The 18,978-nt window shown below is 59.0% G+C and carries 17 protein-coding genes, 2 tRNA genes and 1 rRNA gene; 12 read left to right on the forward strand and 8 right to left on the reverse strand.

Annotated elements, in window-relative coordinates:
* The first annotated feature begins 131 nt into the window (after positions 1 to 131).
* Genes AC0J1C_RS02580 through AC0J1C_RS02595 form a run of 4 tightly spaced genes read left to right on the forward strand, consistent with a single transcriptional unit; the run spans position 132 to position 3,187 of the window.
* A complete protein-coding gene (locus tag AC0J1C_RS02580; protein ID WP_473045501.1) occupies positions 132 to 725 on the forward strand; it encodes an RNA polymerase sigma factor in 594 nt (197 codons plus the stop codon).
* 10 nt (positions 726 to 735) lie between these two features.
* On the forward strand, positions 736 to 1,416 hold the full coding sequence (locus tag AC0J1C_RS02585) for an anti-sigma factor family protein (protein WP_473045502.1): 681 nt from the start codon (positions 736 to 738) through the stop codon (positions 1,414 to 1,416).
* Positions 1,413 to 1,802 carry a hypothetical protein gene (locus tag AC0J1C_RS02590; protein WP_473045503.1) on the forward strand — a complete coding sequence of 130 codons (390 nt, stop codon included), beginning with the start codon at positions 1,413 to 1,415 and terminating at the stop codon, positions 1,800 to 1,802. Before AC0J1C_RS02585 ends, AC0J1C_RS02590 begins: the two co-directional genes overlap by 4 nt.
* A 59-nt stretch (positions 1,803 to 1,861) precedes the next feature.
* Complete coding sequence (locus AC0J1C_RS02595) at positions 1,862 to 3,187, forward strand: tetratricopeptide repeat protein (protein ID WP_473045504.1); 1,326 nt, start codon at positions 1,862 to 1,864, stop codon at positions 3,185 to 3,187.
* A gap of 8 nt (positions 3,188 to 3,195) precedes the next feature.
* Here AC0J1C_RS02595 and AC0J1C_RS02600 read toward each other — a convergent pair whose 3' ends face one another.
* From AC0J1C_RS02600 to AC0J1C_RS02625, 6 genes are all read right to left on the reverse strand, one after another.
* Complete coding sequence (locus AC0J1C_RS02600) at positions 3,196 to 4,116, reverse strand: lipase family alpha/beta hydrolase (RefSeq protein WP_473045505.1); 921 nt, start codon at positions 4,114 to 4,116, stop codon at positions 3,196 to 3,198.
* A gap of 334 nt (positions 4,117 to 4,450) precedes the next feature.
* Positions 4,451 to 5,731: a glutamate-1-semialdehyde 2,1-aminomutase gene (gene hemL, locus AC0J1C_RS02605; RefSeq protein WP_473045506.1), complete on the reverse strand. Its 1,281-nt coding sequence runs from the start codon at positions 5,729 to 5,731 to the stop codon at positions 4,451 to 4,453.
* Positions 5,732 to 5,746: 15 nt separating this feature from the next.
* Positions 5,747 to 6,406, reverse strand: coding sequence for a thiamine phosphate synthase (gene thiE / locus AC0J1C_RS02610; RefSeq protein ID WP_473045507.1), 660 nt, complete (start codon positions 6,404 to 6,406; stop codon positions 5,747 to 5,749).
* Positions 6,403 to 7,161, reverse strand: a complete 759-nt coding sequence (gene thiD / locus AC0J1C_RS02615; RefSeq protein WP_473046492.1) for a bifunctional hydroxymethylpyrimidine kinase/phosphomethylpyrimidine kinase — start codon at positions 7,159 to 7,161, stop codon at positions 6,403 to 6,405. The genes thiE and thiD overlap by 4 nt, the downstream gene beginning before the upstream one ends.
* A 41-nt stretch (positions 7,162 to 7,202) precedes the next feature.
* Entirely contained in the window at positions 7,203 to 7,625 is a 423-nt protein-coding gene (hemJ, locus tag AC0J1C_RS02620; RefSeq protein WP_473045508.1) for a protoporphyrinogen oxidase HemJ, read from the reverse strand.
* Positions 7,626 to 7,628: 3 nt separating this feature from the next.
* Complete coding sequence (locus AC0J1C_RS02625) at positions 7,629 to 9,404, reverse strand: chloride channel protein (RefSeq protein WP_473045509.1); 1,776 nt, start codon at positions 9,402 to 9,404, stop codon at positions 7,629 to 7,631.
* A 167-nt stretch (positions 9,405 to 9,571) separates the two neighbouring features.
* Between AC0J1C_RS02625 and argC the strand changes: the two genes are divergently transcribed.
* The 4 genes from argC (at position 9,572) to erpA (ending at position 12,285) form a co-directional block, all read left to right on the forward strand.
* A complete protein-coding gene (gene argC / locus AC0J1C_RS02630) occupies positions 9,572 to 10,609 on the forward strand; it encodes an N-acetyl-gamma-glutamyl-phosphate reductase (protein WP_375192470.1) in 1,038 nt (345 codons plus the stop codon).
* Between the two features lie 31 nt (positions 10,610 to 10,640).
* Positions 10,641 to 11,381: a DUF6776 family protein gene (locus tag AC0J1C_RS02635; protein ID WP_375192469.1), complete on the forward strand. Its 741-nt coding sequence runs from the start codon at positions 10,641 to 10,643 to the stop codon at positions 11,379 to 11,381.
* A 1-nt stretch (position 11,382) separates the two neighbouring features.
* Positions 11,383 to 11,868: a bactofilin family protein gene (locus tag AC0J1C_RS02640; protein ID WP_473045511.1), complete on the forward strand. Its 486-nt coding sequence runs from the start codon at positions 11,383 to 11,385 to the stop codon at positions 11,866 to 11,868.
* A 63-nt stretch (positions 11,869 to 11,931) separates the two neighbouring features.
* Positions 11,932 to 12,285 (forward strand): iron-sulfur cluster insertion protein ErpA, encoded by a 354-nt coding sequence (erpA, locus tag AC0J1C_RS02645; protein ID WP_375192467.1) that lies wholly within the window; start codon positions 11,932 to 11,934, stop codon positions 12,283 to 12,285.
* A gap of 58 nt (positions 12,286 to 12,343) precedes the next feature.
* Here the strand turns inward: erpA and AC0J1C_RS02650 are convergent, their stop codons facing one another.
* Positions 12,344 to 13,441, reverse strand: a complete 1,098-nt coding sequence (locus AC0J1C_RS02650; RefSeq protein ID WP_473045512.1) for an anhydro-N-acetylmuramic acid kinase — start codon at positions 13,439 to 13,441, stop codon at positions 12,344 to 12,346.
* Positions 13,442 to 13,446: 5 nt separating this feature from the next.
* A complete protein-coding gene (locus AC0J1C_RS02655; RefSeq protein WP_473045513.1) occupies positions 13,447 to 14,862 on the reverse strand; it encodes an OapA family protein in 1,416 nt (471 codons plus the stop codon).
* A 304-nt stretch (positions 14,863 to 15,166) separates the two neighbouring features.
* On the opposite strand from AC0J1C_RS02655, the gene tyrS reads away from it, so the two are divergent.
* From tyrS to AC0J1C_RS02675, 4 genes are all read left to right on the forward strand, one after another.
* Positions 15,167 to 16,369 carry a tyrosine--tRNA ligase gene (gene tyrS, locus AC0J1C_RS02660; protein WP_473045515.1) on the forward strand — a complete coding sequence of 401 codons (1,203 nt, stop codon included), beginning with the start codon at positions 15,167 to 15,169 and terminating at the stop codon, positions 16,367 to 16,369.
* A gap of 473 nt (positions 16,370 to 16,842) precedes the next feature.
* A 16S ribosomal RNA gene (locus tag AC0J1C_RS02665) occupies positions 16,843 to 18,382 on the forward strand.
* A gap of 89 nt (positions 18,383 to 18,471) precedes the next feature.
* Positions 18,472 to 18,548: transfer RNA gene (locus tag AC0J1C_RS02670), tRNA-Ile, on the forward strand.
* A 222-nt stretch (positions 18,549 to 18,770) separates the two neighbouring features.
* A tRNA-Ala gene (locus AC0J1C_RS02675) sits at positions 18,771 to 18,846 on the forward strand.
* The last annotated feature ends 132 nt before the right edge of the window (positions 18,847 to 18,978 follow it).

Below are 18,978 nucleotides of genomic sequence, written 5' to 3' on the forward strand. Positions count from 1 at the left end.
AACGTTTGCTCATCCGCCGTTAATCTCAGGGAGCCTGTCGGGCCAGTGTGCGTGCTTGAGCAGCTGCATCCACCCGACGGTCTGGTATAGACTCGGCCGCTTGATTCCATCCACGCAGGTAGACCACGGCTTTGGCAATATTTCCTTTCAGAAGCTCCAGAGCACGCCGCTTCGATGTACTGGTTCAGCCGCATCTGGACGCCATGTACCGGTTTGCCTTCCGGCTGGCGGGGCAGCAGCAGGACGCGGAAGATCTGGTCCAGGATGTTGTGATCAAGCTCTACCCCCGGCTGGAGGAGCTGGAGGCGGTGGAGCAACTGCGGCCGTGGCTCAACCGGGTGCTGTATCGCCAGTTCATCGACCAGGTGCGCCGTAAAGGACGGCAGCTGGACCGACCGCTCACTGAATTTGTTGGGCCGGAAGACCAGTCGGACTGGTTTGACAGCCTTGAAAGCGATCAGTCCGGGCCGGATCTGCAGCTGGAACAGTCACGGCTTGGTCCGATGCTTGATGCCGTTCTGGCCGAGTTGCCGCCGGACCATCGGACCATGTTGCTGCTGCACGACGTCGACGGCTGGCGGGTTGAGGATATTGCAGAGGTGCTGGATGTGCCTGAGGGTACGATCAAATCCCGGTTGCACCGCTGTCGTTCGGCGCTTAGGAATAAACTTCGTCATGAGGTGGAACCGCCGCCCCGTGACGGGCGTGTAGGTCTGGGAGATTGAGGTAAAAGCGATGACCTGTACTGATATTCAATCCAGCCTGCACGGCTATCTGCACCAGGAGCTGTCCCATTCTGAGGCGCGCCTGGTCGAGCAGCATCTCGACGGGTGTCCTGAGTGTCGTGCTGCCCTGTCCGCCGAGCGCAGCCTCGATGCCGCGTTACAGAACCGCTATGCGGTGCCTGAACTTTCTGAAAGCTTCCAGGCAAGAGTGCTGTCGGCGGCCCACGGTGATCCCCGTGGGCGCTCGGCCAGCTGGCGTTCCCCGGCGGTCGGCGGCGCGATAGCTGCGGCCCTGGTGTTCGGTCTTGGCCTTGGCCTGTTTTTCGGTTCGGGCATCCAGCAAACCTCAAACCCTGTTGCCACAACGGCACCGAAGCAGGTGGAAGCGGTAGCCGCACCGGTGGAGAAAACCGTGCGTCTGGCGTTCCGGTCTGCTGAGGCGCTTGAGAATGTCACTTTAACCCTGGAGTTGCCGCCCAATGTTGAAGTAGCCGCCTGGCCGGGTCGTCGGGAACTGAGCTGGCAGGTTAGCCTCGATAAGGGCGAGAACGTTCTGGCATTGCCCCTCAAGCTGCTGTTCCCCGGTAATGGAGAGCTGGTTGCCCGCCTGGATGCAGGGGACCGACAGAAGACATTCCGGGCGCCGATACCTCGCTACCCGGAGCCTTACCCTGAGGATTCAGGATCATGAAACACTATCGTTATGGTCGGGCCCTGACCCTGTTCGGGGCTGTGACGCTCGCAGCTATAATTCCGACAACGGTGCTCGCCAGCGAGGATCTTGATGTTACCATGCGCATGGTGACTGACGACGCGGAACTGAGCGAGTCGGTGGTGCGTGAACTTGAGCTGCCCCGACTTGACAGCAGCCCTGCGGTGGGCGGTAATGCAGACGCAGACTCTCGTGGTCTTGATACTGCAGAGCAGGCCCGTGAGCGAGGGCGAGCCTTCGGCCAGGAGATGTCGGAGCGGGCCCGAGAGTCGAGGGATCTGAGCCAGGGCGTGCCCGGCAGACCCGAAGCGCCCGACCGACCGCAAAGACCGGAGCTGCCCGAGACCCCGGGAAGGGATCGCTAAGCCCCGGCCAGCGCGTCAGTCGTATTCCCTGATGTTCAATCCGGAGAGTGACGTTGCTGGTGCGTTGGAGAGCCCTGCCGCTTTGGTTTTGCCTGTCGATTCCTCAGGTCCTCTTCGGAGCCGGACACGAAGTCGGCAAGGATCTCTTTCTTGAGGGTATCCAGCAGTACCAGAAGGGTAACCCGTCCGCTGCCCGCCAGCTGTTTGAACAAGCGGCAGCAGCCGGTCTTTCCTCTCCTTCCCTGTTCTACAACCTGGGCGTAGCCTGCTACCAGCTGGGCGATCTTGACGCCGCAGATTATGCGTTCCGGCAGCTGCTGTCGGGCCCCGATGATGCGCTTGCCCGCTATAACCTTGGCCTGATTGAGTTGGCCCGCGACAACCCCGAATCTGCGAGGCGATGGTTCGAGCAGTCGGCTGCAGCGGACAATGCCCCGGAGAAACTCAGGGTGTTGTCACAGACGCAGCTCACCCGGCTGGCTGAACCTCAGGCCGCACCCGCACCCGCACCCACTCCGGACGGCCGTGGCTATCTCGCCGTTTCAGGCGGTTACGACTCCAATATTGCCGGTTTGCCGGATGCCAGCGCCTCCAGCGAGGGCGGTTTTTTCACGGAGGCTCTCGCGGCGGGGAGTCTGGCATTCCAGGCTGGTGCAGGCTCCTGGCTCACGCTGGATGCCGCTGCCTTCGCACGTAGCCACCCGTCGCAGGATATGTACGATTCCCGGGTTCTGCAGGGGCGATTCGGGTGGTCGGAAAAGCTGGATACTGGGGAGCTCGGCGCCAGGTTCGCGCTGGCCCAGTCCTGGTTCGATGGCGAACGCTTCGAGCGTCGAGTGGGCCTTGAGGGTTTCCGTGACTGGGATGTCTGTTCGGTGACCGGAGTCATAGACCGGTGCGGACTCCTCGTGAGCGCTGCTCGGGTGACGGGTGGCCCGGACTTCGAGGCCTACGACGGCCAGGTCTATCGCCTGGGTCTGGACGCTCTGCGTTACCTTGGGCGGTGGCGAATCGAGGGCGACTACCATCTGGAGATCAATCGTCGACGGGACCTGCAGAACACGAACGGTTTTGTCAGTGTATCGCCCACCCGGCACGGTTTTGAAATGGTGGCGCTCTACGCGGTAAACCAGCGTGTCAATGTTGGGGGGGTGGGGTCTTTCCGTCACAGTCGGTACGCAGATCCTCACAGCGTCCCGGAGACTGCAGGCGAGAGTGGAACAAGACGGGACAACAGGTTCGAGGCCGGCGTTGTAATGGAGCGCTCGCTGGATGCCCGGTGGCTGCTGCGGGCGGAATGGCGGATCCTTGAAAACGAGAGCAGTCTGGCGCAGTACGACTATCAGCGCCAGACGCTCATGGTCACCGTTGAGGGTTCACTCTAGCTGCGAGCCTACAGGCCGACATTTCTCAACCGGTTGGCGTGCTGCTTGAACACGGCTTTTGGATCGGTCTCGAACAGACTGTGCAGACCCAGCGCCTGGTTCACTTCATCCAGGTGGTTCATGAAGTAGTTGTCCCGGATAACGTCGCCAAAGTGGTTGCTGCAGCGGCCAACCAGCCCGTCGTTCTGGCTGAAGCCGAACGCCAGACTGGTGGTACCGAGCAGGGCATCGGACGGGTCCAGTACATTGGTCAGCACCCCGGTACCACCCCAGGAATAGAAGCGCACCCCGTTGGCGACGTAGGCGCCTTCACCGCAGGCGGTCTGGGGAACGCCAGCGGGCGCAAAGCGATTGAATTCGGCGCTGCCCTCAGTCGTCAGCGAGTACAGGCTGGAGCGAAGGTCCTGGTCGTAACCGCCACCAGACAGCAGGTCAATCAATCCTCCCAGTGCATCTCCGAGGCTCGCGGCCAGGCTCTCGGCCGGGGAGCCGTAGATCAGATCCGCCACCGGAGAGCCCTTGTGCGGGGAACCCACCGAAGTGACCGAGGCCACCAGGTCAGGCCGAACGCGGGAAATGTAGCGCGCGGTCGGTCCGCCGTGGCTGTGGCCAACCAGATTCACCTTGCCATGTACGGCAGCGATGGCCTGGATCTGAGGCAGTAGAGCTTCGCCGCGGGCGATGGTGCTGTCCAGGGCAGGCACTTGTGTGGTGTAGACATCGGCACCGTATTTACGCAGGTCGCTGGCGATGCCGTACCAGTAGTCGACACCGGCAATGGAGTCGAAACCGAACATGCCGTGCACGAGCACAATGGGGTATCGGGTGTCGGTGTAGTTCGAGGGTGTGGAGTCCCACCACCAGGCGGCAGAGGGCGCGGACCAGGCCACAGTCAGGGCCAGGGCCATTGCTTGGATCCAGAGTTTCATTGTCGTTCCTACAGTTTGATCTTGTGTTTGTTATTCAAACTGCGGCTCAACCTAACGGGTTGCTCCAGAGACTACGTTCTCAGACTGCGCAGGCCAGAGGGCCCGCTGAGTGCTTCCGTGCGCTGACTTGGTTCTTGTGTTTGTTAGATTGTGGCCGTCAGAGCATCTCGCGAGAGATGTGTCTAACATTTGTCCAGGTGGAGCGCCAAGTCAACGGTATAAGCGGGAGCGGAGGACGTTTCCCTGCCAAAGTGTGACCGTGTTCACTCAGATGGCCCCGCAAGACAGGTGGTGCCCTGCGGGGCCAGCAAACAAGGCCACAGGCCCCACGTGGTCAAAGGGTTGCCATGACTTTCTTTGCTGCTGCGATGGTGTCGGCGATGTCGTCATCAGACAGCGCCGCGGTGGTGAATCCGGCCTCGAACGCCGATGGGGCGAGGTACACACCTTCCTTCAGCATGCCCTGGAAGAACTTCTTGAAGCGTTCGATATCACAGGCCATCACCTGATCGAATCGCGACACGGAGGGCTCTTCCGTGAAGAAAAAGCCGAACATGGCACCAGCACCCTGAACCGTCAGCGGAATGCCGTTGGCGTGGGCCGCTTCCTTCAGGCCCTGGGCCACTGCGTTGGTCTTCTCGGTAAGCCGGTCATGGAAGCCCGGCTCGGAAATGGCGTTCAGGGTGGTCAGCCCGGCGCACATGGCCAGCGGGTTGCCACTGAGAGTACCGGCTTGATACACCGGGCCCAGTGGTGCGATGTGCTCCATGATTGCCCGTTTGCCTCCGAAGGCACCTACGGGCAGGCCGCCACCGATGACCTTGCCCAGTGCCGTGAGGTCGGGTGTTACGCCGTACAGGCCCTGCGCTCCGCCGAGGGATACCCGGAATCCGGTCATTACCTCGTCGAAAATCAGCAATGTGCCGTGTTCGTCACACACTTCCCGAAGTCCCTCGAGGAAGCCCGGCACCGGCGGGATGCAATTCATGTTGCCTGCCACCGGTTCGACAATGATGGCCGCAATCTGGTCGCCCATGGTTTTGAAGGTTTCCCGCACACTGTCGATGTCGTTATAGGTCAGTGTGATGGTGTGTTCGGCGAGGCTGGCAGGAATGCCGGGAGAGTTCGGTACGCCCAGCGTCAGTGCGCCCGAACCGGCTTTCACCAGCAGCGAATCCACGTGTCCGTGATAGCAGCCCTCGAATTTCACGATCTTGTCGCGGCCAGTGTAGCCCCGGGCCAGGCGAATGGTGCTCATGGTGGCCTCGGTGCCGGAATTCACCATGCGCACCAGTTCAATGGAGGGCACCAATTCGCACACCTTCCTGGCCATATCCGTTTCAATGGCCGTGGGCGCGCCGTAGCCAACGCCCAGATCCACCTGGGCATGCAGGGCATCCTTGATGCGCTGGTCGCCATGGCCAAGGATCATTGGGCCCCAGGAGCCGATATAGTCGATGTAGCGCTTGTCGTCTTCGTCGTACAGGTAGGCGCCCTGGGCGTGCTTGAAGAAAATGGGCGTGCCGCCGACACCACGAAAGGCCCTCACCGGCGAGTTCACACCGCCTGGAATGTATTTCTGGGCCTGTTCAAACAGGGTTTCGGAGTGCGTCATGAGTCTGGGCTCCTGTTAGTGCGGGAGTGAAAAAAGTGGATGATGATTCTGGAATAACCGCGCAAAGCTGAGTGCGCGACGCTCGATGTCCTCGTCGCTGCCTCCAAACAAACCGCCCACCACGGCCAGCAGATCCGCTCCGGCACGAATGAGGGCCTCGCCGTTGTCGGCTGTTACCCCGCCAATGGCGGTCAATGGCAGCTCAAAGCGTTTGGCCTCGGTGAGGACCGAAGGCGAGGCCGCAGGTGCGCCGGGCTTGGTGGACGAGTTGAAAAATCGGCCAAAGGCCAGGTAGTCGGCGCCCTGTTCCACGCCAGAACGGGCCAGGGCCAGTTCGGCGTGACAGGTGATGCCGATAATGGCCTGCTCGCCCAGTATACGGCGAGCCTCAAGCACCGAGGTATCACCCTGTCCGACATGGGCGCCGGCTGCACCGACCCGCTTCGCCAGTTCCGGATCGTCGTTGATCAGCAACGGCACGTTCGCGCTTTCGCACAGGCTCTTGAGGCTGCGGGCCTGGGCCAGTTTCTCGGCCATCGGCGCCTGCTTTTCCCGGTATTGTATCATGACAGCACCGCCTCGGAGGGCGGCTTCCACGGAGGCCAGCAGGCGATCCGGTGGTGTCAGCGTACTGTCGGTGATGCCGTAGAGTCCCGGTCGAAGCCCTTTGCTCATCGTTCCCACAGGATGCCCCGATCCGGTACCGGCTGGCCTTTGCCAACCTCCAGCGCGTGCAGGATGGCCCGGTGAACGTAATTCTGGGCCTGGGATATGGCGGCTCTCTGGGACAATCCGGAGGCCCTTCCGGCCGCAATGGCTGCGGCCAACGTGCAGCCGGTGCCATGGTATTCGCCGCCAACCCGCTCAATTTCCCAGCGCATGGGTTCCGGCCCATGGTTGTAGAGCGTGTTGATAATATGAATGCCTTCGCCGTGGCCGCCGGTCGCCAGTACCGAATCACAGCCGCCGGCCAACAGCTTTGCCGCTGCCTCGTCGGGATTGTCGCTGCCACCAAGCATCGCAAGCTCGATGCCGTTCGGGGTGATCATCTCGGCCAGGGGGAACAGCCGGTCTTTCATGGCAGCGATCAGTTCGTCGTCGGCCAGGTCGCCACCGCCGGCGGCCTTGATGACCGGGTCAGTGATCAGCGGTATACCGCGGCGTTCAGCCATGAATTCCCCCAGCACGTCGACCACCGCGGCGTTGCCCAGGGCCCCGGTTTTGACTGCGTGGATGGGGGTGTCCTGAGCAAGGCAGTGCAACTGCTGGCGAATGAGCTCCGCGGAGATCGGCTCAGCGCCGTATACGTTGCGGGTGTCCTGAACCGTGAGGCAGGTCAGTACCGGCAACGGGTGACAGCCCAGGGACGTGACTGCCTGGATGTCTGCCTGGATGCCGGCGCCGCCCGAAGGGTCAAGGCCGGAGAGGATCAGTACCTGGGGTCGGGTGTAACGTTTGATAGCTCAGCTCCTCAGAAAGGTTTGACAACGGCCAGGATGACCACCGCCAGAAGCACGAGGACCGGCAGTTCATTGAACCACCGGTAGAAGACGTGGCTGCGGGTGTTCCGGTCGTCCCGGAAAACCTTGACCAGGTGGCCGCAGTAAAAGTGGTAGATAACCAGCAGGGCCACCAGTGCCAGCTTGGCGTGCAGCCACCCCTGACTGAAATAGCCGGACACATTGTAGCCGATCAGCCAGGCGCCGAAGACTAAGGTGGCCACCATGGAGGGGGTGGTGATGCCGCGGTAAAGCTTGCGCTCCATAATCTTGAAGCGTTCCCGTCCGGGCTGGTCCTCGCAGGCCGCGTGGTAAACGAACAGTCGCGGCAGGTAAAACAGGCCAGCGAACCAGCACACCATCGAAATAATGTGAAAGGCTTTCACCCAAAGCATTCATCAGCTCCGTCGGTATTGGTAGTAGCTTTCAATGTCGGACTTCAACACCACGCCATAGACCCGCTGGATCATGGGGGCCACGGCTCTTTGTACGTAAAGGGCCTCGGCATTGGTTGCATCGAATTCGTCCAGGGCTTCCTCGAGGGTGGCTTGGTATTGCACCGGCGCCACATCGCGACGATTGGCGGGAATGTCCATCAGGTCGATGTCGGTCGGCGCGTCCATTTCCTTTTCGGTGACCAGTTTGTCGGTGTCTTCGAGGTAGCGCGCAAGGTCGACCGCAGGCAGAAGTGCCGTCGGTCCGTTGCTGCCTTCAACCACCAGCCATTTGGGCTCGGATTTCAGCACCTTCCGGGCCTCCTCAACGCTGAGATGGCGCTCGGTGCGCAGGATGCTTCGATCCATGATGGCACCAACGGAGACCCGGCGCAGGGCCTGAATCACCGGGGAGTTCTGGTAGCTGAGCCCCTGGTTCTTGAGGATGGTCAGGAACAATGAGCGCTTGCCGAAGGCTTCGCTGGTCACCAGGCTGGAAATGGTGATGATCAGCATGCCCGGCAGGATGATGTTCGGATTGCGGGTCAGTTCCATCAGGGCCATCAACGCTGCCAGTGGTGCCTGTAATACGGCTCCCATCATCGCGCCCATTCCGAGCATGGCATAGAAGCCGACGGAGGACGCATGTTCCGGGACAATCTGGGCGCCGATAAGCCCCATGGCACCGCCGAGCGTGGCGCCCATGAACAGGGTGGGGCCAATAACCCCGCTTGGCATACCCAGCCCGATCGTCAGGGATGTGATCAACAACTTTGCCACGCCCGCACCGATCAATAGCCAGAAACCAAGCTGGCCGTTGATGGTCGCGTTAACAGTGTCGTATCCGATGCCCATGGTTTCCGGAATCAGAATCGCAAAGGGCACCATCAGCAGGCCGGCCACGGCAATCCGCAGCAGTACGGGGCGGTGATGGTGTTTGCCCATGGTGTCGACCAGATGAATAAAGAGTGCAGCCGCAATTCCGACAATCACTGCGATAGCCAGGATCCAGGGAATCTCGAGCAGCGAGTTCATGGTCAGGGCCGGCACACTGAAGGCCGGCTCCGCGCCGTAGACGGCCTGAGTGACAATGGCGGCGCTGACAGCCGCGAGGATGATCGGGGTAAAGCCGGCAATGGTGTATTCCATCATCACCACTTCCATTGCAAAGATGACACCGGATATTGGTGTGTTGAACGAGGCAGAAATGGCGGCGGCACAGCCGCAGGCCACCAGCGTGCGGATACTGTTATTCGGCAGCCTCATCCATTGCCCCATCAGGCTCGAGAAGGCCGCTCCCAGATGCACCGCGGGGCCCTCCCGACCCGCCGACTGGCCACTCGTTACGGTGGCCACGCCAGAAATGAACTGCACCATGGCACTGCGGAACGAGATATAGCCCTGGTGGTAGTTGAGCCGCTCCATGACATGGACAATGCCCACTTTGCGGTTGTGGGGCGCCAGCCTGTGCAGTAGCAGCCCAAGTCCAAGTGCGCCGGCCAGCGGCAGGAGTCCCCGGGTAAGCACATCCAGGCTTTCAAAGGATTCCGATCCTTCTCCGGGCAGGAAATGTTCCAGTGGCCATTCGATCGCCAGACGAAATACCAGGATCACCGCGCCGGTGATCAGGCCCGAGAGGAGGCCGAGTACCGCAAGTTGCGGCAGGGCGTCGACACCGGACAGTCTGCGGCGAAAGACAGGGATCAGTTGCTCGGTAATCTGGTGCCAGATTTTGCGCATGAGGCCGGCGTTCCGGTGACGTTGGTAAACGGCAAATGGGTGACAGAAGGTGCGTTTCTGTCAACATTGTAACGGTCGCCCGGAGGGCTGCAATAAGTCGTTGGTTTATCATGATAGACTACGTCCAGAGAGCTTAAATATCCGATACCATGTCGCTGGAGAGTAAGGTGATAAAAGTAGGCATCGTTGGCGGCACCGGCTACACCGGTGTGGAACTGCTCAGAATCCTGGCAGTTCACCCTGAAGTGACAGTGAACTGTATTACCTCGCGGTCGGAAGCCGGCCTGCCGGTTGCAGACATGTATCCGAACCTGCGCGGTCATTATGACCTGGCATTTTCCGAGCCGGACAGCGCAGTATTGAGCGCCTGCGACCTGGTGTTTTTCGCCACCCCCCACGGCGTCGCCATGCGCATGGTGCCGGAACTCATGGCGGCCGGTGTTCGTGTGGTGGATCTGTCTGCGGATTTCCGCCTGAAGGACCTGGATGTCTGGGCGCGCTGGTATGGCATGGCCCATGAAAGCCCCGAGTGGGCAGAAAAAGCCGTGTATGGCCTGCCGGAGGTGGCACGTGAGGCCATCCGCAGCGCGCAGCTGGTGGCCAATCCCGGGTGTTACCCCACGGCAGTGCAGCTCGGTTTTCTGCCGCTGCTTGAGAAGGGGCTGGTGGATCCGGCCCGGCTGATTGCCGATGCAAAATCCGGAGCCAGTGGTGCCGGTCGTCAGGGCAAGATCGGCATGCTGCACGGCGAGATCGGCGAGAGCTTCAAGGCTTACGGGGCGTCGGGCCACCGTCACCTGCCGGAGATTCGACAGGGGCTTGTGGGGGCCGCTGGCGGCGACGTGAGTGTTACCTTCGTGCCGCACCTGATTCCGATGATCCGGGGCATTGAAGCAACGCTGTACGCGGAGCTCAGGGACTCGGCTGATTTTGCACAACTGCAGTCCATGTTCGAGGATCGTTTCCGGGACGAGCCATTCGTGGATGTGATGCCGTTCGGCAGTCATCCGGAAACCCGGAGTGTGCGGGGCGCCAACATGTGTCGTATGGCGCTGCACAGGCAGGAACAGAGCAATATTGTTATTGTTTCGTCGGTTATCGATAACCTGGTGAAGGGCGCCGCCGGCCAGGCGGTTCAGAACATGAACATCATGTTCGGTCTGGGAGAAACCCTGGGGCTTGATGCTCCGGCACTGCTGCCGTAAGGCTCGAAGGCACAACTGTGAAGGCACAACTGTGAGTGAGCAGCGAAAGCCGGCCGAAGAATACGTGGTGGTTCGCCACCGTCCCGGTCACAGGATTCGCCGGACGGCGATTCTGCTGATTTTTACCCTCGTTGCTGCGGCAGCCGGTTACGCAACCGGTCTCGCCCAGGGCGGGTTCCGGTTCTCCAATACCCAGGAATCGAATCGGGCGCTGGAGGACGAATTGGAAACCCTGCGCGAGGACTTCCGCGACGCCCGGCAGCAACTGATCAATCTGGAGCGTGGTAAGGCCATTGATGAGCAGGCGCTGAATCAGGCGCGCCGAACCATCGTGGAACTGGAAACCCGGATCGTTTCCCTGCAGTCAGACCTTACCTTTTACAGGAACATCATGGCTCCCTCGGAGACCAGCAAGGGGTTGCAGGTGGACAGCCTGACGCTGGCGTTCGACCGGGCCCAGGATGCCTACGATTTCAAACTGGTACTGACCCAGGTTGGTAACAACAAGAGTTACATCTCCGGTGTGGTGGCGGTGAACGTCATTGGCTTGCGAGATGAGGAAAAAGAGGTCATCGCGTTAAGAGACCTCTCCAAAGATATAGAAGATCTTGGCGTGAAGTTCCGATTCCGGTACTTCCAGGATGTTGAGGGTTCCCTGGTTTTGCCGGAAGACTTCGAGCCGATCGAAATACAGGTGGTGGCCCAGGCGGAGGGGCAAAAATCCTCACAGGCCGAGCGGACCTTTCGCTGGGATCAATTAACGGAGAACTGACATGCTTGGCAAAAAGAAACAGAAACCGCGCCGCCCAGCCGGCCACTTTGACACACTGATCTCCTCCCGGACCACGGTCGAGGGCGATGTCCACTTTTCCGGTGGTCTGCATGTGGATGGCCGAATTCGGGGCAAGGTGATGGCCGATGAAGGCGCCGATGCGGTCCTGCGAGTATCGGAAGTGGGCGAGGTTACCGGCGACATCAATGCTCCCCACGTGATCATCAACGGTACCGTGCACGGTGATGTCTACGCCTCGGCTCATCTTGAACTGGCGGAGAAGGCCTCCATCAATGGCAGCGTTTATTACAACCTGATTGAAATGGCCATGGGTGCCTCTGTTAATGGCAACCTGGTTCATCAGCGCGAGCCGGTGGGGCTGATCGGCCAGGATCGCTCCAGGGCTGATCGACCAGAGGAGCGGGCTGCGGAGAGTTCAGAGCCGGTCGGTGTTGACACTTCATCGGGTGGTGGAAAGTCCGAATAGTTGATTGTTTTGGTCAGGAATACCATAATCGGCCAGACAGTTGGGGAATTTCCGGAGGCAGAGTTGAGTGCAGTCCAGCAACAGATAGCGACACCGCTGTTCTTCAGTGACAGCGCCGTTGCCAAGGTCCGTGAGCTGATCGAGGAGGAAGAGAACACCAACCTCAAGCTCCGGGTGTTCGTAACCGGCGGTGGCTGTTCCGGATTCCAGTATGGCTTTTCGTTTGACGAGGCCCAGGATGAAGAAGACACGGTTGTTGAGCGCGATGGCGTGTCTTTGCTGGTGGACCCGATGAGTTATCAATACCTGGTGGGTGCCACCATCGACTATCAGGAAGGTCTCCAGGGGTCGCAGTTTGTCGTGCAGAACCCCAATGCCAGCTCGACCTGCGGGTGTGGCAGCTCCTTCTCCATCTGATGTTCCCCCGGGTGGCCAGGGCCACCCAACCCTCCCCAAATCGGCAAACTTTGCGAATTCAAGCCGGGTAGATTGCTCCGAGTATTCTTGGCCCTTTTGCTCCGGTCACGTCTGGCAGGTTCCCGGGTTGTCCTTCCAGGGCCTGTTTTGCCAGCCATGCGAAGGCCACCGGCTCAACCAGTTGCGGGTCCAGCCCCAGTTCTGACGTAAGCGTCAAACGGGTGTCAGGCAGCGCTTTGCCAAGCTCTTCCATAAGCACAGGGTTCCGGGTTCCACCTCCGCAGACATACAGTCGGAAGCCCCCCTGTTTGGGTAACTGATTGGCGACGCTTGCAACGGTGAGCTGCAGCAGGGTTCGCTGGATGTTTTCGGCCGGAGTGTCGGGATGTCTGCCTGCGAGGGTTTTCACCCAGTCGAGATTGAAGCGCTCTTTACCTGTGCTTTTCGGTGGTTTACGCGAAAAGTATGCGTCCGACAGCATGTCAGTCAGCAGGTCGCTGTCAACATTTCCCTCTTTCGCCCAGTGCCCTTCCGAATCGAAGGGCAGGCCGGTCTGGTCGAGGCACCAGGCGTCCATCAGGGCATTGGCGGGGCCGGTATCGAAGCCGACCACTGGCAATGTCGGGTCTGCCGGTAACCAGGTAATGTTGGCGATACCGCCCAGGTTAAGAAGGCAGCGATCCTCGGAGTCCGAGCTGAAAAAGGCCTTGTGGAACGCGGGTACCAGCGGAGCGCCCTGGCCGCCTGAGGCCATGTCTCTCCTGCGGAAGTCCGCCACGGTGGTAATGCCGGTGGCTTCCGAAATGAGGGCGGGATTGCCAATCTGAATGGTGAAGGGCGAGGCGCCCGAGGGCTGGTGGCGTATGGTCTGGCCGTGGCTGCCAATGGCCCTGACGGATGAGGGTGAAATCTCGCCCTTGCGGATGACCTCGGTTGCCGCCTGGGCGAACAGGCTTCCTGTGAGGGTGTCCAGTTCGCCCAGTTCATCCGGAGCGGCCTGATTCTGGCTGGCCGACAGCAACCGGTGCCTGACAGCGTCCGGATAAGGTTCGGTGTGTGAGCTGATGATATGGCTGTGCCGGCCATTGAAGGACACCAGCACGGCATCAATGCCATCCATGCTGGTGCCGGACATGAGCCCGATCCAGGCCTCCATGATCGTCAGTCGTCTGCCGCAAGGGCCAGCTGCTGGTAGCTCTCCCGGAAAACGTCGAACTGGGCCAGTCGCTGCTCCGTGAACTTTTTGAAGCGGGCCATCTCCGCGGAGGGAATCGGCTTGGCGTCCGGCAGTTTCACGGTTCTGGAGTTACGCGGCGCTCCGTTCAGTCGGAACTCGTAGTGCAGGTGGGGGCCGGTGACCATGCCGGATGAGCCCACGTGGCCAATAGTCTGCCCCTGTTTTACCCGGGTGCCGTTCTTGATGCCTTTGCCCAATCGGCTCATATGGGCATAAAGGGTAGTGATGTTGTCACCATGCTGGAGAATGACGGTGCGACCGTAACCGCCTTTCCACCCGGCAAACTTCACCCGACCTGAGCCAGCGGCCTTGATCGGGGTCCCGGGAGGCGCTGCGTAATCGGTCCCCTCATGAGGGCGAACGACATCCAGCACCGGATGGCGGCGCTGAAGGTTAAAGGGAGAGGAAACCCGGGCATTAATAGGCGTACGCAAAAACGCTTTGCGCATGCTCTTGCCGTCCGGTGCATAGTAATCACTGTCGCCGTTGCTGTCGGTGTAAAGAAGGGCGATGTTCTCCTCGCCCCGATTGACGAATCGGGCCGAGAGGATGCGGCCGGTGTCGAACTTCTCGCCGTCGAGGTAGAGCTCTTCGTATACCACCTCAAACTGGTCGCCTTTGCGCACGTCATAAACAAAGTCGATATCCCAACCGAAAATGCCGGCCAGTTCCATTGTGAGGCGATCGTTCAGGCCTGCCTCCCGGGCAGCCAGATAAAGTGAGCCATCGATGGTGCCGGAAGCGAACGCCGGTCTGGCCTCAGGCTTGCGTACTTCTGTCTCACCCGTGTAGGTGTCAACCTCTTTGCGGATTTTCAGGGTTTCAAGCAGGTTCCGCTGCAGGTCCACGCCAGCCAGATTGCCATCTTCGGTGGTGGCAAAGCGAATGGTTTCACCAGCGTACAGGCGCTGCAGTTTCTCTGCTTCGCCCTTGCCGTGAATGACCGACAGCATGATGCCATCATTGAATCCGGCCTTCTTGAACAGCGACGAGAGCGTATCCCCGGACTTGATGGCGTAGGTTTGCCACTCAAGCCTGGGTGCTGCCGGTACCTCAGGTTCAGCAGTTTGTTTTACCGGGGAGGCAACCGCCACAGCGTCTGTCGCTTTTTTGGTAGGGGACGGTTCTGCTGCGGTCTTCTCGGGCAGCGGAGCTGCGGCGGTGTCCTGCTGAACCGGCTCCGGCTGTGTTGAGGATACCGTGCCCTGTTCAAGGTCCAGCGCGTAAGACATTCGCTTGGCTTCGACGTTGCTGCTGGGACTCATTAAAATAGCGGCGGTGACAACAACCGTTACTCCGGCAGCAATGGTGATGTGGGTTTTCGGAAACATTTTCAGCACGTGTCGCACCCGTTTTAATCGGCATTCCGGTAGGTTGTACTACCTAATTAAAGCTGTTGTTCAAGTATAGTCCAACAGATTACCGTATAAAAAGCGCGCGGGACAGCGTCGAACATTACCGTTGCTGCCCCGGCTTCCGGATTTCTGGCGACGGCATTGCTATACTACGCCGCCCTGTCGGATCCGCGTTGATCAAAATCTGGTCATTTCACTGTAACAGGGCGGCAGGTAACTCACAGATTTCTTTTGTTGATCTCTGTAACCAACCGAATCTTTGCAGAACCAAAACGGGGACGTGTTGTTCATGGCATCCATTGATGAAGCGTTGGCGATAATCAAACGCGGCGTAGACGAGCTCATCCCGGAAGAAGAGCTCATCAAGAAGTTGAAGGAAGGTCGTCCACTGCGGATCAAGGCGGGCTTCGATCCGACGGCTCCGGATTTGCACCTTGGCCACACCGTCCTGATCAACAAGCTTCGCCAGTTCCAGGATCTGGGGCACGAGGTCATGTTCCTGATTGGTGATTTCACCGGCATGATTGGTGATCCCACCGGTAAAAGCGCCACGCGTCCTCCTCTGACAGAGCAGCAGGTCGCCGAGAACGCGGTGAGCTATAAGGAGCAGGTGTTCAAGATCCTTGATCCCGAGAAAACCCGCGTGATGTTCAACTCCGACTGGATGAGCAAGATGAGCGCCGCCGATATGATCAAGCTGGCCGGCCAGTATACGGTTGCCCGAATGCTTGAGCGGGATGACTTCACCAAGCGCTACCGGGCTGAGCAGGCGATTGCCATTCACGAATTTCTTTACCCCCTCGTCCAGGGGTATGACTCCGTCGCCATGGAAGCGGATGTTGAGCTTGGCGGTACCGACCAGAAATTCAATCTCCTGATGGGGCGTATTCTTCAGAAGCACTATGGCCAGTCGCCTCAGGTAATACTGACGATGCCGATTCTGGAAGGCCTTGATGGTGTCCAGAAGATGTCCAAGTCCCTGGGCAATTATGTAGGCGTCAACGATTCGCCCGGCGAAATGTACACCAAGTTACTGTCCATGCCGGACGATCTCCTGTGGCGCTACTTCGAGCTGCTGAGCTTCCGGCCGCTTGCAGAGGTAGACGAATTCCGCAAGGCCGTGGCTGGCGGCGCCAATCCCCAGGACTACAAAAAGTTGCTCGCGGAAGAAATCATTACCCGCTTCCATGATGAAGAAGCAGCGAGAACCGCTCACAAGTCAGCCGGTAATCGGGTGGCGCTCGGCGAAATACCGGAAAACGTGCCGACCGTTGAGGTGTCGCTGGATGGTCAGTCAGAAATCCCGATGGCCGCGGTGCTTCGTTTGGCTGGTCTGGTAAAGAATGGCGCGGCGGCCAGGGACGTCCTGGGGCGCGGTGCCGTTTTCGTGGACGGCGAGAAGTTCGAAGGCGACCGGATGTTCGCAGAGGGCGATGATTGTGTCATCCAGGCGGGCAAGAAGAAGATTGCTCGGGTTCTGATCACTGTTTGATCGATTAGGGGCGATTTTGAGATTTTTTCAGAATCGCCGTTGACACCCTCGGGCAGCTCTGTAGAATGCGCATCTCTTTCGAGGGGAGCACCGCCAAGGCAGCGCAAAATTCGAGAGATAACTGTTTGAATGTCTTGAAGAAAATAAGTTTTTGATTTCTTTATAAAGCAGTTGACAGGCAAGCAATTCGCTGTAGAATGCGCGCCTCGAATCAAGCAGTAAGCCGGGTGATTTTTCGGCGCTTTCCGGAGACGGAAAACAACGAAAAAATAAACGGTTGACAAGGCGGCGCAACGATGTAGAATACGCGGCCTTGATTGAGCAGAGGCTCAACGCTCTTTAAAAAGTTAACCAAGTAATTCGTGTGGGCGCTGGCCGAGGTATTTCGGATACGAAATATCAGGACAGTGACTCGTCGAAATTGAGTTTTGTCTTGAGCATGATTTTGGGATCTTCGGATCTCAGTATGATTTAAACTGAAGAGTTTGATCATGGCTCAGATTGAACGCTGGCGGCAGGCTTAACACATGCAAGTCGAGCGGTAACAGGGGGTGCTTGCACCCCGCTGACGAGCGGCGGACGGGTGAGTAATGCATAGGAATCTGCCCAGTAGTGGGGGATAGCCCGGGGAAACCCGGATTAATACCGCATACGCCCTTTGGGGGAAAGCAGGGGATCTTCGGACCTTGCGCTATTGGATGAGCCTATGTCGGATTAGCTAGTTGGTGGGGTAAAGGCCTACCAAGGCGACGATCCGTAGCTGGTCTGAGAGGATGATCAGCCACATCGGGACTGAGACACGGCCCGAACTCCTACGGGAGGCAGCAGTGGGGAATATTGGACAATGGGGGCAACCCTGATCCAGCCATGCCGCGTGTGTGAAGAAGGCTTTCGGGTTGTAAAGCACTTTCAGTGAGGAGGAAAACCTTCTGGTTAATACCCATGAGGCTTGACGTTACTCACAGAAGAAGCACCGGCTAACTCCGTGCCAGCAGCCGCGGTAATACGGAGGGTGCAAGCGTTAATCGGAATTACTGGGCGTAAAGCGCGCGTAGGTGGTTTGATAAGCGAGATGTGAAAGCCCCGGGCTTAACCTGGGAACGGCATTTCGAACTGTCAGGCTAGAGTGTGGTAGAGGGTAGTGGAATTTCCTGTGTAGCGGTGAAATGCGTAGATATAGGAAGGAACACCAGTGGCGAAGGCGGCTACCTGGACCAACACTGACACTGAGGTGCGAAAGCGTGGGGAGCAAACAGGATTAGATACCCTGGTAGTCCACGCCGTAAACGATGTCAACTAGCCGTTGGGACTCTTGAAGTCTTAGTGGCGCAGCTAACGCACTAAGTTGACCGCCTGGGGAGTACGGCCGCAAGGTTAAAACTCAAATGAATTGACGGGGGCCCGCACAAGCGGTGGAGCATGTGGTTTAATTCGACGCAACGCGAAGAACCTTACCTGGCCTTGACATGTTGGGAACTTTCCAGAGATGGATTGGTGCCTTCGGGAACCCAAACACAGGTGCTGCATGGCCGTCGTCAGCTCGTGTCGTGAGATGTTGGGTTAAGTCCCGTAACGAGCGCAACCCCTATCCCTAGTTGCTAGCAGTTCGGCTGAGAACTCTAGGGAGACTGCCGGTGACAAACCGGAGGAAGGTGGGGATGACGTCAGGTCATCATGGCCCTTACGGCCAGGGCTACACACGTGCTACAATGGCGCGCACAGAGGGCTGCAAACCCGCGAGGGGGAGCCAATCTCACAAAACGCGTCGTAGTCCGGATCGCAGTCTGCAACTCGACTGCGTGAAGTCGGAATCGCTAGTAATCGTGAATCAGAATGTCACGGTGAATACGTTCCCGGGCCTTGTACACACCGCCCGTCACACCATGGGAGTGGATTGCACCAGAAGTGGTTAGTCTAACCTTCGGGAGGACGATCACCACGGTGTGGTTCATGACTGGGGTGAAGTCGTAACAAGGTAGCCGTAGGGGAACCTGCGGCTGGATCACCTCCTTAAACGAAGCCGAATGCTTCGGTCAGAGTCCACACGAATTACTTGGTTGGCTAATAAAGAGAGCAAAGGGTCGTTGCAGGCCCGTGTTTTTGGGTCTGTAGCTCAGGTGGTTAGAGCGCACCCCTGATAAGGGTGAGGTCGGTGGTTCAAGTCCACCCAGACCCACCAGGATTTCACTGCTCGTCGTTGTCAAAGCACTTGCATAGCAGGCTATGCGGCGCACTTTGACGCCTAGATCAGTAAAACCCTGGTCTTCCGACGATAGCAGAGCGCAGGACAGGTTTCGTTAACCTAGGCGCAGCTTGAGTGAGTAAGGGAGTGACCCTCGATGGGTCATGACCGAAGCGAACGAATGCTGCAACGACGGGTAACGGAAGCTGGACAAGTTCTGGGGCTGTAGCTCAGTTGGGAGAGCGCCTGCCTTGCACGCAGGAGGTCAGCGGTTCGATCCCGCTCAGCTCCACCAAACGCCTGAACGATCGATGCTTTAAACTGACTAACTGCGGTTAGCAGTGTGCAGAAACAAGTGTTTCAACGTGATGACGTTCGAAGCCCTTCTTTCTGATCACTGGGTCAGATTTGCTCTTTAACAAATTGG

It is taken from the genome of Marinobacter sp. E2 (assembly GCF_055755345.1).